This window comes from Streptomyces sp. NRRL WC-3549, from assembly GCF_000721935.1.
Taxonomy (GTDB): Bacteria; Actinomycetota; Actinomycetes; order Streptomycetales; family Streptomycetaceae; genus Streptomyces.
Window position 1 is genome coordinate 110,204 of the sequence record NZ_KL585393.1, and the last position, 1,480, is coordinate 111,683.

Sequence of the window (1,480 nt, forward strand, 5' to 3'; positions counted from 1 at the left end):
GGTCCGGCGGGCCCCCGCCGAGGTGTCTGCCCGAGGTGTCTGCCCTGCCCGGGGGGTTTCCGCCGACACCCGTAGAAGTGCCCTCTGCCGAAGCGCCCGCCTGGACACGGGTCCGTCTCTTGAGGCGCCCGCCCGTCTCTTGAGGCGCCCGCCCGCCGAGGTCGCTGCCTGCTGGGCGCGCCGCCCTCCTGCCCCGGTGTCCGCCCGCCGAGGCGCATCCGCCCCCGCCAGGCCCACTGCCCGTCAGGGGCGCCGAGACCGGGGCGTCCGCCCGCCGGTGTTCAGAGCCACTTCGCGTGTGGCCCGTCGTCCTGACGGGTTTCGCCGTCGGTCCCACGGAGCAGAGCGTCGATACGCGTTGCCGCGGCGGCCAAGTGGTGGCGCGCCTCCGTCAGCTGGGCCTCGCTGACGCCCCTGTCCCGGGCCGCGTCCCGGATCGGTCGGCGGGGTGTCGGCGGCCCACGTGTCGTCCGGCGCGTCGGCCGCCTTCCAGCCGGCCTCCGGCTCGGCCGGGTCCGGCCTGGTGTACGACGGCCAGGTGCCCGACCGGGCGAAACCGCCCAGCTGGCCCGTGATCTCCGCCAGCCCCTCCCGTACACCGGTGGGCCAGTCGCCGCGGGAGAAGTGCTCCTGCACCTGCCGGGCGGCGTTCTGCACCTGCTCGCGTGCCCTCTCGTGGGCGTCCCGGGCCTGGCGGCGGGCCCGGTCGGCCTCCTCGCGGGCGCGGCGCGACTCGTCCTTGGCCCGGCGCGCCTGCTCCTTCCACTCCTGCTTCGCCTTGCGCAGCTCCTCCTTCGCCGTACGCCACGCGTCCGCCTCCGACCCGGCCCCCCGGGGGTCACCCGCGCCGCTCGTCGACTCGGAGGCCGCCGCGCGCATCTCGCTGCGCAGCTTGCCCGCCGCGCCGCGTACGTCGTCGCGTATCTCCGAGGCCAGCTCCGAGACCGACTCGTGGATCTCCAGCTCCAGATCGGCCAGCTCCCCGCCGCGGCCCGCCAGCTCGTCGCGCCCCGCCTCGGTGATGGAGTACACCTTGCGGCCGCCCTCCGTGGCGTGGGTGACCAGTCCCTCGGCCTCCAGCTTGGCCAGCCGTGGGTAGACCGTGCCCGCCGAGGGCGCGTAGAGCCCCTGGAAACGCTCCTCCAGCAGCCGGATCACCTCGTATCCGTGGCGCGGAGCCTCGTCCAGAAGCTTCAGGAGGTAGAGACGGAGACGTCCGTGGGCGAATACGGGGGGCATGTCAGAGCACCTTTCCGGTCGGTTCGGCGTCACGCGGGTCGTCGTCCTTGGCCGGTGGGCGGCGCAGCAGGGCGATCGAACCGGAGACCGTGGTCGCCCTGAGCGTGCCCGTGCCGGCGCCCAGCTTCCCGGTGATCTTCTTCGCCCCCCACTGGCCGCTGACCCGCAGGTCCTCGAAGGCGTTGCTCACCTGGCCGCTCGCGGTGTTCGCCTCCACCTTGGCGTCCGCCGGGTGCGGCAG

2 pseudogenes are annotated in these 1,480 nt (G+C 74.7%); both read right to left on the reverse strand.

Features of this window, described 5'->3' with window-relative positions:
- Window positions 1-281 precede the first annotated feature (281 nt).
- A pseudogene (locus tag IH13_RS39720) lies at window positions 282-1,239 on the reverse strand (helix-turn-helix transcriptional regulator).
- A gap of 1 nt (window position 1,240) precedes the next feature.
- Window positions 1,241-1,480: pseudogene (locus IH13_RS0110445) on the reverse strand (hypothetical protein); the annotation flags it as partial.